General features: G+C 62.9%; 13 protein-coding genes and 1 pseudogene. 9 read left to right on the top strand and 5 right to left on the bottom strand.

What is annotated here, in order from left to right:
• Positions 1–5: 5 nt before the first annotated feature.
• From C8D77_RS17040 to C8D77_RS17000, 9 genes and pseudogenes are all read left to right on the top strand, one after another.
• Positions 6–965 carry an ABC transporter permease gene (locus C8D77_RS17040; RefSeq protein ID WP_013528249.1) on the top strand — a complete coding sequence of 320 codons (960 nt, stop codon included), beginning with the start codon at positions 6–8 and terminating at the stop codon, positions 963–965.
• A gap of 9 nt (positions 966–974) precedes the next feature.
• Positions 975–1,799: an ABC transporter permease gene (locus C8D77_RS17035; protein WP_109665561.1), complete on the top strand. Its 825-nt coding sequence runs from the start codon at positions 975–977 to the stop codon at positions 1,797–1,799.
• A complete protein-coding gene (locus tag C8D77_RS17030) occupies positions 1,799–3,454 on the top strand; it encodes an ABC transporter ATP-binding protein (protein ID WP_109665556.1) in 1,656 nt (551 codons plus the stop codon). The genes C8D77_RS17035 and C8D77_RS17030 overlap by 1 nt, the downstream gene beginning before the upstream one ends.
• A gap of 250 nt (positions 3,455–3,704) precedes the next feature.
• Complete coding sequence (locus C8D77_RS17025) at positions 3,705–5,294, top strand: ABC transporter substrate-binding protein (RefSeq protein WP_109665553.1); 1,590 nt, start codon at positions 3,705–3,707, stop codon at positions 5,292–5,294.
• Positions 5,295–5,392: 98 nt separating this feature from the next.
• A complete protein-coding gene (locus tag C8D77_RS17020; protein WP_109665548.1) occupies positions 5,393–6,232 on the top strand; it encodes an alkaline phosphatase family protein in 840 nt (279 codons plus the stop codon).
• Positions 6,233–6,405: 173 nt separating this feature from the next.
• On the top strand, positions 6,406–6,972 hold the full coding sequence (locus tag C8D77_RS17015; RefSeq protein ID WP_109666682.1) for a sigma-70 family RNA polymerase sigma factor: 567 nt from the start codon (positions 6,406–6,408) through the stop codon (positions 6,970–6,972).
• A complete protein-coding gene (locus C8D77_RS17010; protein ID WP_109665545.1) occupies positions 6,969–7,637 on the top strand; it encodes an anti-sigma factor in 669 nt (222 codons plus the stop codon). Before C8D77_RS17015 ends, C8D77_RS17010 begins: the two co-directional genes overlap by 4 nt.
• Positions 7,627–9,063 (top strand): S8 family serine peptidase, encoded by a 1,437-nt coding sequence (locus C8D77_RS17005; RefSeq protein WP_109665541.1) that lies wholly within the window; start codon positions 7,627–7,629, stop codon positions 9,061–9,063. The genes C8D77_RS17010 and C8D77_RS17005 overlap by 11 nt, the downstream gene beginning before the upstream one ends.
• A 215-nt stretch (positions 9,064–9,278) precedes the next feature.
• Positions 9,279–10,428, top strand: a pseudogene (locus C8D77_RS17000) (IS30 family transposase).
• A 145-nt stretch (positions 10,429–10,573) separates the two neighbouring features.
• Here the strand turns inward: C8D77_RS17000 and C8D77_RS16995 are convergent.
• The 5 genes from C8D77_RS16995 to C8D77_RS16975 all read right to left on the bottom strand — a co-directional run.
• A complete protein-coding gene (locus C8D77_RS16995) occupies positions 10,574–11,206 on the bottom strand; it encodes a class I SAM-dependent methyltransferase (protein ID WP_109665537.1) in 633 nt (210 codons plus the stop codon).
• 99 nt (positions 11,207–11,305) lie between these two features.
• The gene (locus C8D77_RS16990) at positions 11,306–11,719 is read right to left on the bottom strand and encodes a nuclear transport factor 2 family protein (RefSeq protein ID WP_109665531.1); all 414 of its coding nucleotides are present in this window, start codon (positions 11,717–11,719) and stop codon (positions 11,306–11,308) included.
• Between the two features lie 79 nt (positions 11,720–11,798).
• Positions 11,799–12,398 carry an NADPH-dependent F420 reductase gene (locus C8D77_RS16985; RefSeq protein WP_109665528.1) on the bottom strand — a complete coding sequence of 200 codons (600 nt, stop codon included), beginning with the start codon at positions 12,396–12,398 and terminating at the stop codon, positions 11,799–11,801.
• Positions 12,399–12,496: 98 nt separating this feature from the next.
• Positions 12,497–13,249 carry an SDR family NAD(P)-dependent oxidoreductase gene (locus tag C8D77_RS16980; protein WP_109665523.1) on the bottom strand — a complete coding sequence of 251 codons (753 nt, stop codon included), beginning with the start codon at positions 13,247–13,249 and terminating at the stop codon, positions 12,497–12,499.
• 48 nt (positions 13,250–13,297) lie between these two features.
• Positions 13,298–13,418 (bottom strand): SDR family oxidoreductase (locus tag C8D77_RS16975; RefSeq protein ID WP_146211791.1); only part of this gene is annotated, 121 nt, incomplete at its 5' end.

Genomic DNA, 13,418 nt, shown 5'->3' with positions numbered 1-13,418 from the left:
CGGATATGTCCTCACCCATCTTGAAATTGGTGGCCCAGCGCGTTGCGCTGGGCATTCTCCTCTTGTTGGCCGTTTCGGTCCTGATCTTCGCCGGCACCCAGATCCTTCCCGGCGACGTCGCGCAAGCCATTCTCGGACAGTCGGCGACGCCGGAGTCGCTCGCCAACCTGCGCGAGCAACTCGGGCTCAACCAGCCAGCCTATCTCAGGTATTTCCATTGGCTGGGCGGCGTGCTGACCGGCGATCTCGGCACGGCTATGTCGAGCGGGCAGGATATCGCCACGTCGATCAAGGGACGGCTGTGGAACACGCTGTTCCTCGCCTTCTGGGCGGCGATCGTCGCCGTGCCGCTGGCGATCATCCTCGGCCTGATCGCGGTGCGCTACCGCAACGGCTGGGTCGACAAGCTGATCTCCGGACTGGCACTCGCCTCGACCTCCTTCCCCGAATTCTTCATCGGCTATGTGCTCGTCTATTTCTTCGCCGTGAAATGGCAGATATTCCCCGGCATTTCGACCGTCTATGACGGCATGCCGTTCGGCGAGCGGATGCAGGCGATCGCGCTGCCGGCGACGGCGCTGACGCTGGTCGTGCTCGCCCACATGATGCGCATGACACGTGCGGCGATCCTCAATGTCATGCAGTCGGCCTATGTCGAGACGGCGGAACTGAAAGGCCTGTCGGCCTTCAACGTCATCCGCAAGCACGCCTTCCCCAATGCCATCGCGCCGATCATCAATGTCGTCATGCTCAACCTCGCTTATCTCATCGTCGGTGTCGTCGTCGTCGAGGTGATCTTCGTCTATCCGGGCATGGGACAGTATCTGGTCGACCACGTCACCAAACGCGACGTGCCGGTGGTCCAGGCGGTCGGCCTGATCTTCGCCGCAGTCTACATCAGCCTGAACATCATTGCGGACATAGCGGCGATCGTCGCCAATCCGCGTCTCAGACATCCGAAATAGGGGGCGGATATGCTCGATATCAAACGCATCCCCATCCCCGCACTGATCGGCATAATCCTGACGGCACTGTTCGTGCTGGCGGCGGTCTTCGCACCGTGGATTGCGCCGCACGGCAATGGCGAAATCGTCGGCGATGTCTGGGAACCTATGTCGGCGACCCATTTGCTCGGGACCGACAATCTCGGCCGCGATCTGCTTTCGCGCATGATCTACGGCGCCCGCATCACCCTGTTCATCGCGGTGCTGGCCACCGCGCTGTCGTTCTCGCTCGGCGCCATCCTCGGCTTCTCGGCGGCCGTCTTCGGCGGCTGGTTCGACACGCTGCTGTCCCGTCTCGTCGACCTTTTGATGTCGATCCCGACGCTGATCATGGGTCTCGTCGTGCTCTCGGTGCTGCCGACCAATTTGGTGACGCTGATCCTGGTGATGGGCATTCTCGACTCGACCCGCGTCTATCGCCTGTCGCGCGCCGTCGCCGTCGACATCAATGTCATGGACTATGTCGAGGCAGCGAAACTGCGCGGTGAAGGCAGCGCCTGGATCATCTTCCGCGAGATCCTGCCCAATGCGCTGTCGCCGCTGGTATCCGAACTCGGCCTGCGCTTCATCTACGCCGTGCTGTTCCTGTCGACGCTGTCGTTCCTCGGCCTTGGCGTGCAGCCACCGGACGCCGACTGGGGCGGCATGGTCAAGGAAAACAAGGACGGCATCGTCTTCGGCATCGCGGCGGCACTCATCCCAGCGGCGGCGATCGCCCTGCTGGCGATTTCCGTCAACCTGGTCGCCGACTGGGTGCTCAACCGGACGACAAGCCTCAAGGGAGGACGCGGGTGATGGCCGACAGCAAAGCGAAACCCGGCCTGCTGCTCGACATCCGCAATCTGCGCATCGAGGCCACCGTCTTCCCGCCCGGCGAACCGCCGAAGAACATCGTGCTGGTGCACGATGTCTCGCTGACGTTAGAGAAGGGCAAGGTGCTCGGCCTGATCGGCGAATCCGGGGCCGGCAAGTCGACCATCGGTCTGTCGTCGATGGGCTATGGCCGCGGTGGCGTGCGCATCACCGGCGGCGAGGTCATCCTGAATGGCCGCGACATCCTCAAGGGCGGCAAGGATGGCTTCCGCAAATTGCGCGGCCGCGAGGTCTGCTATGTCGCGCAGTCGGCGGCAGCCGCCTTCAATCCGGCGCACAGGCTGATGGACCAGGTGGTGGAAGCCACGCTGCTGCACGGCACGGCGACGCGTGCCGAGGCCGAGAAGCGCGCCGTTGCGCTGTTCAAGAAGCTCAGCCTGCCAAATCCCGAAACCATCGGCGAGCGCTTTCCGCACCAGGTCTCGGGCGGCCAGCTGCAGCGCGTGATGACGGCGATGGCGCTGTGCTCCGAGCCGGACCTGATCGTCTTCGACGAGCCGACAACCGCGCTCGACGTGACGACGCAGATCGACGTGCTGGCGGCGATCAAGGACGCCATCCGCGACACCCACGTGGCGGCACTCTATATCACGCACGACCTTGCCGTCGTCGCCCAGGTCTCGGACGAGATCATGGTGTTGCGCCATGGCCGGCTGGTCGAATGGGGCGGCACAAGGCAGATCATCAAGGAGCCGCGCCAGGAATACACCAACGCGCTGGTGTCGGTGCATGAGATCGAACATGCCGAGCAGAAGCCCGGCATGACGCCGTTCCTGTCGGTGAAGAACGTCACCGCCGCCTATGGCCGCAGCCAGATCAAGGTGCTGAAGAACGTGTCGGTCGACATCTATCCGGGACAGACGCTTGCCGTCGTCGGCGAGTCGGGCTCGGGCAAGTCGACGCTGGCGCGCGCCATCACCGGCCTGCTGCCGCCCGAACAGGGCACCGTCACCTTCGACGGGCGCCCGCTGGCAAACCGTCTGGCCGATCGACCGAAGGAGGATCTGCGCCAGCTGCAGATGATCTATCAGATGCCCGACGTGGCAATGAATCCGCGCCAGACCGTCGGCACCATCATCGGCCGCCCGCTGGAGTTCTATTTCGGCATACGCGGCCGCGAACGCGACAAGCGCGTTGCCGAACTGCTCGACAAGATCGAGATGGGCAAGGGCTTTTCCGACCGCTACCCGGCCGAGCTTTCCGGCGGCCAGAAGCAGCGGGTCTGCATCGCCCGTTCGCTTGCCGCCAAGCCGAAGCTGATCATCTGCGACGAGGTGACATCGGCGCTCGACCCGCTGGTCGCTCACGGCATCCTCGAGCTGCTGCTCGAGCTGCAGAAGGAGGAGAACGTCGCCTATCTCTTCATCACCCACGACTTGGCGACGGTGAAGTCGATCGCCGATTCGATCGCGGTGATGTATCGCGGCGAGGTGGTGCGCTACGGCCCCAAGAGCCAGGTGCTGGCGCCGCCCTTCGACGCCTATACCGACCTTCTCTTGTCATCGGTCCCCGAGATGGAGATCGGCTGGCTGGAAAAGGCGATCAAGGGACGGCGCATGGCCAGCGCGGGGAACTAGGGCAGTTCAGCGTTTCACGGAACGGCGAACCGCTCTAACTCTTTGTTTTGACGCAATTCCCAAGGGAAAGCGCGCTATGCGCTTTTCCCGGGAAAACCGTTTCACACTTTTCCTGGAATTGCTCTGGCAAGCCAGCGGTCCGCTAGGGTCAGGGGAGCCGGCGGCCGTCATCCGGATGCAACACTACAGCGCCACACGTCCTGCGGACGGGCAGCGCCCGTACAATTTTTTTTCTTAAAAGGGGTAGGACATGAAGACTGAACTCGACCATCTCGCCGAGCTCGCCGGCCAGGGCCGGATATCGCGCCGCGACTTCCTCGGCCGCACCGCCGCCCTTGGCGTCTCGGCGGCACTGGCAACGACACTGGCTGGCAAGGCTTTTGCCCAGACACCCGTCAAGGGAGGAACAATCAAGGCCGGCCTGCAAGGCGGCGAATCGACCAACAGCCTCGACCCGGCGCTCAACCTCAGCCAGGTCACCTACAGCTTCGGCAAGCAGTGGGGCGAATACCTTGTCCGGCTAATGCCCGACAACAGCCTGATAAATCTGATCGCCGAGGAGATCGGCGCCGCCAAGGACGCCAAGACCTGGACGATCAAGGTGCGCGACGGCATCGAGTTCCACAATGGCAAGACCGTCACCGCCGAGGACATCGCGGCCACCATCGAGCGCCATGCCGACGAGAAGTCGAAGTCGGGCGCGCTCGGCATCCTCAAGAACATCAAGGGCGTCAAGGCGAGCGGCAAGGAAGTGATCGTCACGCTTGGCGACGCCGATGCCGACTTCCCCTATCTGATGGCCGACTACCATCTCGTCATCCAGCCGAATGGCGGCAAGGACAACCCGAATGCCGGCATCAGCGCCGGCCCCTACAAGGTCACCGTCAACCAGCCAGGCGTGCGCCATGGCGGCGAGCGCTTCGCCAATTACTGGCAAGGCGACAAGGCCGGCCATGCCGACCAGATCGAGATCGTCGTCATCAACGATGCGACCGCACGGCTTGCAGCCTTGCAGGGTGGTCAGGTGCACATGATCAACCGCGTCGAGCCCAAGGTCGTGGATCTGGTCAAGCGCATCGCGGGCGTCACCATCGAGAACGTATCGGGCAAGGGCTATTACCCGTTCAACATGTTCTGCGACACAGCCCCCTTCGACAGCAGCGACCTGCGGATGGCGCTGAAACTTGCCATGGACCGCGAGGAGATGCTGGAAAAGATCCTGCGCGGCTATGGCTCGGTCGGCAACGACTTCCCGATCAACGAGGCCTATCCGCTGTTTTCCACCGACATCGAACAGCGCAAGTTCGACCCGGAGAAGGCGGCGGCGGCCTACAAGAAGTCAGGCCATAGCGGCTCGATCGTGCTGCGCACCTCGGACGTCGCCTTCCCGGGCGCCGTCGATGCCGCCCAGCTCTATCAGCAGTCCTGCGCCAAGGCCGGCATCAAGATCGAGATCAAGCGCGAGCCCGGCGACGGCTACTGGTCGGAGGTCTGGAACAAGCAGCCCTTCTCGCTCTCCTACTGGGGCGGACGCGCCACGCAGGACCAGATGTACTCCACCGGCTATGTCTCAACCGCCGACTGGAACGACACGCGGTTCAAGCGGCCGGAATTCGACAAGATGCTGTTTGCCGCGCGCGGCGAACTCGACCAGGCCAAACGCAAGGCGATCTACCACGACATGGCGGTGATGATGCGCGACGAAGGCGGGCTGATCGTGCCTTTCTTCAACCAGTTCATCGACGCTGCCGCCACCAACAAGATCAGCGGCTTTGCCAAGAGCCCGATCGGCGAAATGATGGACGGCTACGCGCTCGGCGAGTGCTGGCTCAACGCTTAGCCGAAATCTGATCGTCCGATTTCATTTATCAAGAACGCTGTGTGCCCAAACGGCACACGGCGTTCCCGTTTCAACTGCCAAATTGCAAGGAGCCGCCCATGGCGCTCAAATCCAAGCTTTTGCTGATCATCCTCGACGGCGTGCCCTATCGCAATTGGCGCCGGCTGATGGGCAACCTCGAAGGCTGGGTGCAATCGGGCGAGGCGCGGGTCTGGAAGATGCGCTCCGTGCTGCCGTCGACCTCGGCCTGCTGCTACGCCTCGATCCATACCGGGGTTTCGCCGCAGGTGCACGGCATCCTGTCCAACGAGAACCGGTTCCGCGTCGCGCAGCCCGATATCTTCTCCGAAGTCAGCAAGGCGGGCGGCAAGACGGGTGCGGTGACACATTCCTACTGGTCGGAGTTCTTCCGCGCCTATCCGTTCGACCTGGTCGAGGACATGGAATTCGACGAGCCGAGCGGGCCGATCACGCATGGCCGCTTCCACACCATGACCGGCTACAACGCTCGCAACCAGATGACGCCGAGCGACGTCGACCTATTCGCGACCCTGACCATGCTGACCAAACGCCACGGCATCGACTACGGCATCCTGCACACCTGCACGCTGGATTCGATGGGCCACCGCTTCGGCCATGACTGCCACGAGATGGACCATGCCGTCTATGCGATGGACGGCATGCTGGCGGCCTTCCTGCCGCGCTGGATCGAAGCCGGCTACGAGGTCATGGTCACCGCCGACCACGGCCAGACCGATCGTGGCCATCATGGCGGCCATGACGACGAGATGCAGGATTTCGCGCTGTATTATTTCGGGGCCGGCAAGGGTCCGCAGGCTGACACCCTGCTCGACCAGCTGCAGCTGGCGCCGACAGTGCTGAGCCGGCTGGGTGTTCCCGTGCCAGCGACGATGAAGGCGAAGCCGTTCTTGGGGTGAGAAGCGGGTCGCAGAGCTCTTCCCTTCTCCCCTTGTTGTGGGAGAAGGGAAGGTCCTGCCTCTGGCAACACCTAATGACTTCGGTTAGCCTCCGCAAAATTCCTTGGCGGAGGATGAACCTTTTTGGACCGATCGGCGACAGAGCAGACAGGAGCCAGGCGGCTCAACCGGCCATGACGGCAGCGACGGAGACCGATCGCGCGCTCGTCGACCGGGTCGCGAAGGGCGACCGTGCCGCCGTGCGGCTCCTGTTCATGCGTCACCACGCGCGGGTCTACCGCTTCGTGGCGCGCCAGACGGGATCGGAAATGATGGCTGACGATATCGCCAATGAAGTGTTCCTCGAACTGTGGCGCCAGGCGCCAGGCTTCGAGGGACGCTCCGAAGTCTCGACATGGCTGCTCGGCATCGCCCGTTTCAAGGCGCTGTCCTTGCTGCGCAAGAAGAAGGAAGACTGGATCGACGACGAGGCCGCCGCCGCGGTGCCCGACGGCGCCGACACGCCGGAAGTCGTCACCATGAAGGAAGACAAGGCCGCCGCCTTGCGACGCTTCGTCGACGCCTTGCCGGAAGAGCATCGCGTTGTGATCGACCTTGCCTATTATCACGGACAGTCGGTGAGCGAGATCGGCGAGGTGCTCGACATTCCGGTCGCGACGGTCAAGACCCGGATGTTCTACGCCCGCAAGAAACTCGGCGAAGCCCTCAAGGCCGCCGGTTACGACAGGGGGTGGCCATGAGTGCCGCTGAAAAGATGTCGCGCCGCGATCAAATGGAAACGCTGCTGCCGTTCTATCTGAACGGCTCGCTGGAAGGTTCGGATCTGGAAGCGATCGAAGAATGGCTGGCCAGCGATCCGGCCGCACTTGCCGCCCTTGGCGAGGCGGAAGCCGAATTCTCCGGCGCCACGGCCGCCAACGAAGCGATCCGGCCGCCGGCCGATGCACTCAGCCGCTTCGCCAAGGCGTTGGACGCCGAGGCTGGACCTGCGCGCAAGCCGGCAGGTTCATCCTGGCTGGCGCAGGCCTGGGGCCGCTTCATGGCGGTGCCGGTCGGTGTCGCCTGGGCCGCGGCCGCGGTTCTGCTGGCCCTGGTCATGGTGCAGTCGTTTGTCGAGCCTGGCGGCAAGGGAAATGATTTCGAGATTGCCGGCGCTGAAGACGATCTGGCGAAAATGCCGTTCGCCCTGGTCAAGTTCAAGCCGGATGCAAGGATGTCGGACATTTCGGGGTTCCTCGGCAGCAACGGTCTGAAGATCATCGGTGGACCGACCGCCGACGGCGTGTTCCGGCTTGGCATGCCGGCCGCCAACGCAGCCGACTACACGAAGCAAATCGGCCTTATTGCCGCCCAGCCTTTTACGGAGACTGTGATCGAGGGAAGGAAACCGGTTGATGGCGGCTGAGGCAGTCATTCGATTTGCGGCAATGCTTGCGGCGGCGATGACAATCGCCGCCGTGCCTGCGTCAGCGCAAACCAACGACCCCAATCCAGATCAGACGAAAATCGACTGCCGCAACGGGACCAACGCGGCGGGAGCCGACTGCGCCAAGGATGGCACTGACACAAAGAGCGGATCGGATGCGGCGCAGTCCGGCGCGGTGTTCCTGCCGGCGCTGATCGTCGACCTGTTCCCCAACCCGGCGGCACCTCCGGCACCGGTGCCGACGCCACGGCCAGAACCGGCGACGCCACCTGCCGACACTCAGGCAGGCCCTCCGCCTACTAGTGGCCCGATCGTCTCGCCGACCGATCTCATCGCCGTTCAGCCACCGCGCGCGGTGGTTGGCGATTTCGTGCCCGACGAGGTGCTGGTGACCGTCGACGGCGATGCCGGCGCGGTCCAGCAGATCGCCGCCTCCTTCGGCCTGCAGGTGCGCTCACAGCGCCAGTCGCGGCTGCTTGGCACCACGCTGGTGCGCTTCGGAATTCCCGACGGCCGGCCCGTCGGCGTCGTGCTGGCGCAACTGGCTGCCGACGGCCGCACCCAGCGGCGCGAGCCCAACCATGTCTATTCGCTGCAGCAGGCCGCCGGCATCGTCAATTATGCCTTCGACCGCATCGCCCTCGATGCCAAACAGGCGAGCGGCGAAAACGTCCGCATCGCGGTCATAGACACCGGCATCGACGACACCAATCCGGCGCTGTCAGGCGTCATTGCCGGGCAGTTCGACGCCATGCCCGACGTGCCGATCGAAAAGCGCGATCACGGTACGTCTATCGACGGCCTGATCGCCGGCGTCGGCGCGCTGGAGGGCATGGCGCCCGGGGCCAGGATCTACCACGCCCGTGCCTTCGAGGGCGGCAAGTCGACCATGGACGTCATCCTGGCGGCGCTCGACTGGGCGGCGAGCCAAGACGTTCGCATCATCAACATGAGCTTTGTCGGGCCGAAGAACGACCTGCTCGGCATCGCCTGCCGCAATGCCCGCGCGCTCGGCATGGTGCTGGTAGCTGCCGCCGGCAACAACGGGCCGAAAGCACCCTACGGTTATCCGGCCGCCTTCGACGGCGTCATCGCGGTAACCGCCACCGACGCGAAGGACGGGCTGATGCCGCAGGCCAATCGCGGCGCCTATGTCTTCATCTCGGCGCCCGGCGTCGAGATGGTGGCACCGAGCGGCGCCGGCTCGGACGTGGTCACCGGCACCTCGTTTGCGGCTGCGATCGTGAGCGGCGCCATCGCCAATCTCATCCATGCCGCGCCCGACCGCTCGGCCGACGACATCGAAAAGGCGCTGGCGGCAACGGCCAGGGATCTCGGCCCCAAGGGACGCGACAATGATTTTGGCTACGGGCTGCTGGATATCAAGGCGGCGGCAAAGGAGTAAAGGTCAGTCGAAGTGGGTTTGGGTCAAAACTCAATCAACTGACTGCCGCCAATGGCTGAGACGGGTGGGCAGCGGAAGCCCGAGGCTGGCACGCGCAGTAACTACATTAAATCAGAACAGTCATTCGCCACCGGTTGTCGAATGACCGGGATGGGCGGTGGGCTCAATCGGTGAGGGCAACACACTAGTCTTTCATCAAAGATGGAGTGTGGGCCATGAAGCAGCGACGTCGCATCTATTATTCTGCTGTCCAGCGATCGGAGATCTGGGATCGATGGCAGGCTGGCGAGTCGATGAAGTCGATTGGGCGGCGGTTTGATCGGGCGTCATCATCGGTGTTCTCGGTGATCTCCCCAGCCGGCGGCATTCGCCCAGCCGAGCGGCGACGGGCGCCCAAGGGGCGAGCGGGAGGAGATATCCCGAGGGCTCAGTACGCGGTGCTCTTTGCGTTCGATCGCCCACACACTGGGTCGATCGCCGTCCACGATCAGTCGTGAGATCCTTCGCAATGGCGGGCCTGATCGGTATAGAGCAGCACGTTCCGATCACGCCGCTTGGGATCGGGCCCTGCGCCCCAAGCTGTGCAAGCTGGCTTGCTGTCCGTCCCTAGCCCGGACAGTATCGGTCAAGCTGCAGCGGAAATGGTCGCCAGAGCAGATTGCCGGCTGGCTCAAGCGCACCTACCCAGGGGAGCCGCATAACCAGGTGTCGCACGAAACGATCTATCGCAGCCTGTTCATCCAGGCACGTGGAGTGCTGAAAAAGGAGCTGCTGGAGCATCTTAGAGCCAGGCGCACGATCCGCCGTTCCCGGCACGCCAGCATGAAGCGGAGTGGGCTGGGCCAGATCAAGGATGCAATCTCCATCAGCGAACGGCCCGCAACCGTCGAAGATCGAGCAGTTCCCGGCCACTGGGAGGGCGACCTCATCGGCGGGTCCAAGAACAGCTACGTGGCGACGCTGGTCGAGCGTCACTCGCGCTATGTGATGCTGATCAAGGTCGCCAACAAAGATACCGAAAGCGTCGTCTCAGCCCTAATCAAGCAGTCGCAGAAATTGCCCGGGGAACTCTATCAATCGCTGACATGGGACCGAGGCAAAGAGCTTGCCGACCACCAGCGGCTGACACTGGCCACGGACGTCGAGGTCTACTTCTGCGATCCTCGATCACCCTGGCAGCGCGGCTCGAATGAAAACACCAACCGACTGCTGCGCCAATATCTGCCACGTGGCACCGACCTGTCCCTGCACAGCCAGGCAAAGCTCAGCGCCATCGCGCGGCAGCTCAACGAACGCCCCAGAAAGACCTTGCTCTATCAGACCCCAGCGGAGAAGTTCGCTGAGTGTGTTGCAGCGATCGGTTGAACCCGCCGCCGACAGCGGACGATCCGGTTTCAACCAGCTTCTGCGGTGAGCTGTCGTTCCGAAACCAACCCACAATCGGTCGTCGCACTTGTCAAAGCCGCGTCCCGTAAGAGTGCCGACCTCATCGTTGGCGAATAGCTCAGTGTTAGATCTTCAAAAATCGGTAGGCGAAGCGATCGGTCTCGCCCTTGATCGAGGGATCAAACACCTTGATCGAATGCGCATCATCATTGTTCGCGAGGATGGTGCTTTCCGCGTCCAGTACAAAGCCGGCCGCCTCGACCTCCTCGCGAACAGATGCAGGCTCAATCCGATGCAGCGACTGGGCGTCGCTCGTGCCCGCCCCGACGCCGGCGGCGTGGTCTACGATGACGTAGGACCCACCAGGCTTCAGCCGATCGTAGACGGCTCGATTGAAGTCGGCCGCCGTCGCGCCCCTCGCCTGGATCAGCGCGGTGTGGAGATCGTGGTAGAACAGGTGCAGCCACAGCACATCCGCTGGTTGCGTGACCTCTGACATCGCCACGAGGTCCGCTGAGACGGCCTCGACGTTCCCTCGGCCCGGCTCCTTCGAGAGCGTCTGGATGCGGCCGACCGGATCGTTCTTGAAGTGGGCGACTTCGGCCGGCACAAAGCTGAAGACTCGCCCTTTGGGTCCCACGACGTCGGAGAACAGGCGCGTCCAGTCTCCGTCGCCTGGGTACACGTCAATGACGGTGGAGCCCGCATCTATACGTGCGAACCGGGTCAACTCGGATAGCTTGGATTGGTCGTACATCGGAATCTCCTTTACGGTTGGGCATTCGACGAGTGCGCGGCGAACAATGAGGCGGTTTTCGGCTGATTCACCCGAACCGTCGGCCGCAGTCTGCCAGCTCTAAGCCGGCCCGGGCGCGTCCAACTGCGAGGCCCGGGCCAGCGCTTGCGTGTCAACGTATTCACGGATTTTGGTCAGTCTACCGTCCTGGACCGTGATGGCGAAGATCCAGTCGTCCTCGAACGTCTTGTTTGTGGCTTTGATCCTCCCCGTAGCGACGCCGAGGACCAACACCCGGTCTCCTTGCGCCACGAACTCCCGAGGTTCAGTGGACGTTTCTATCGACTTGGATGCCGTCTCAAGCAAATCCGCCAGCCCGGCGTGTCCGTGGCGCGTTCCGGCCAGCGGCCAGTCCTGGCCCGGAATGATCCACTCGATGTCTTCGGCGACCAGCGCCAGCAGAGCCTCCCTGTCGCCGCGGCCGATCGCGGCGAAGAAGTCCCTCACGGTCTGGATGTTCCTCTCAATGCTCATGGGAATTTCTCCATTTCGGATCGCATCACGCTCGATCCGATCCGTGCATCGTGGCCATGCCGGTTGGCAGTCGTGTTCATCAATCGAACTTGACCAGGTCCTTGAAGATCAGCTGACCCCAGCTATTTCCGCGCGCCTGGACGAGCAGCCCACCTTCCGACAGCCCGCCAAGCTTGATCGGCGAGAAACCGAGATTTTCCGCGAGCGCACCGATCTCCGCTGCGGCAGCGTCATCGTCGCTCGCCAGGAACACGACTCTCCTGCCACCATGCACGGCCGGGTCTTGGTCAAGGGTGGCAGCTATCAAATGGTTGAAGCCCTTGACCAGCCTTGCACCAGAGAATGCCTGTGCAACGAACTTGGAAGAAGGCTGTCCCCCCAGTTTTTCGGGGGGCACGCCGTAGGCATTGGTCACATCGATGATGGTCTTCCCCTGCCAGGTGGCGAGCGCCTTGGCGACCTCCGGGTGCGACTCGAAACGGACAGCCAAAAAGATGATGTCCGCCTTGACTGCGTCCGCCAGTGTTTTTGGAATGACCGTGGGCCCGATCGCGGCCGCATCGGCTGCAAAGCTTTCCGGGTCGCGCGTGGTTGCAACGGACACGTCGATGCCTTTGCGAGCAAACGCCTTGGCCAGTGCTCGGCCGATATTGCCGAAGCCGATGATTGCGTAGCCCATAATGCTTCTCCTATTCCTATCTTGTGTTGGAACTAACGTTTGAGAAGCGGGGTCACTACTGGCGGGGCTGAAGGGCCAGCCACGGGACCGCGCCGGGGTCAGACCTGCGCCATGCCTCCATCAACGGCGAGATCCACACCGGTGATGTAAGAACTATCATCGGAGGCGAGGAACGTGACAGCTGCCGCGATTTCCTCTGGTTTGCCCCTGCGACCCATTGGGATCTGTGAAGCAAACTGGGCGACCGCTTGCTCGGCTTGCTCAGGGGTAAGGCCCGTTGTTGTCTCCAACGCGGGGGTCTCGATTGCTCCGGGGCTCATCGTATTCACTCGGATTTTGCGGTCTTTCAGTTCCAGTGTCCAAGCGCGCGAGAAGTTGCGCACTGCCGCCTTACTCGCGGCGTATGTGCTAAACCCCGGCAACCCCAACACGTTCGAAACCGAAGAATTCAGAATAATCGAACCGCCGTCTTTGAAGAGGGGAAGGGCCTTCTGCACCGTGAAGAACAGCCCCTTCACGTTCACGTCGAAGGTCTGATCGAAGTGGGCCTCAGTAGCTACTGCGAGCGGTGCGATTGTCCCCGCGCCAGCGTTCGCGAAGAGAACGTCGATGTGACCATGTTTCTCCTTCACGACGGCATAGAGCCGGTCCAGGTCCTCCAAGCGCGACACGTCACCCACGACCGTCGTAACGTTTCTCTCGATGAAGCCCGCAGCCTCCTTCAACTCTTTCTGCCGTCGCCCGGTGATCACGACGTGCGCACCTTCCTCCACGAAGCGCTTGGCGGTGGCCAACCCGATCCCGCTGCTTCCGCCCGTGATGACTGCGACTTTGCCTTCAAGTTTTTTCATAATGTTGTATCCTTCGTTGTGCTGCCCAGATGCGGGATCGCGCCGGGGTCAGAGTTGCGCCAGGCCGCCGTCGACGGCGACTTCGCTGGCGGTCATGAAGCTGCTGTCCGACGACGCGAGAAAGGCAGCCACCGCCGCGATCTCCGCGGGATCGGCCATGCGCTGGAGC

The organism is Mesorhizobium loti (genome assembly GCF_003148495.1).
GTDB lineage: Bacteria > Pseudomonadota > Alphaproteobacteria > Rhizobiales > Rhizobiaceae > Mesorhizobium > Mesorhizobium loti.
Note: the sequence above shows the minus strand (reverse complement) of the source record. Positions and strands in the feature narration are given on the sequence as shown.